Origin of the sequence: Mesorhizobium sp. M7A.F.Ca.US.002.01.1.1 (genome assembly GCF_004022955.1) — a bacterium.
In the GTDB taxonomy this organism is placed as follows: domain Bacteria; phylum Pseudomonadota; class Alphaproteobacteria; order Rhizobiales; family Rhizobiaceae; genus Mesorhizobium; species Mesorhizobium ciceri.
Genome location: NZ_RZQE01001021.1, coordinates 1 through 610, shown reverse-complemented (window position 1 = coordinate 610; position 610 = coordinate 1). Strand labels below are relative to the sequence as shown.

The window sequence follows — 610 nt, the reverse complement described above, 5'->3', positions numbered from 1 at the left end:
TAGAATAGGAAATCGGCTTCGTGTATGGAGCCGCGATCCCCAATTGGGGCGGGAATGGCGGAGTATAGGCCGCTGGAAAGAGCGTTGGGTGCAGCGATGACGAAATGGTCGCCGAATTCGTGGAGAGCAAAGCCGATCAAGCAGGTTCCTGCTTATCCGGACCTTGCAGCGCTGAAGAACACGGAGGCCCAGCTCGCAACCTTTCCGCCGCTGGTTTTTGCCGGTGAGGCGCGCAAGCTCAAGAAGCAGCTCGCTTCGGTCGCTGCCGGTGACGCATTCCTCCTTCAGGGTGGCGATTGCGCCGAGAGCTTCGCCGAGCACGGCGCAGACAACATCCGCGACTTCTTCCGCGTCTTCCTGCAGATGTCGGTGGTGCTGACCTTCGCCGGCGCGCAGCCGGTGGTCAAGGTCGGCCGCGTTGCCGGCCAGTTCGCCAAGCCGCGCTCGTCCGACAATGAGACCAAGGGCGAGGTGACGCTGCCCAGCTATCGCGGCGACATCATCAACGGCATCGAATTCGACCCGAAGTCGCGCATTCCGGATCCCGCTCGCCAGGAGATGGCGTACCGCCAGTCGGCGGCGACGCTCAACCTTCTGCGCGCCTTCGCGC

General features: G+C 63.3%; 1 protein-coding gene. It reads left to right on the top strand.

The window, feature by feature from the left end; all coding sequences use genetic code 11:
* Positions 1 to 96: 96 nt before the first annotated feature.
* On the top strand, positions 97 to 610 hold a 514-nt coding region (locus EN932_RS37485), incomplete at its 3' end, for a 3-deoxy-7-phosphoheptulonate synthase (RefSeq protein WP_164760980.1).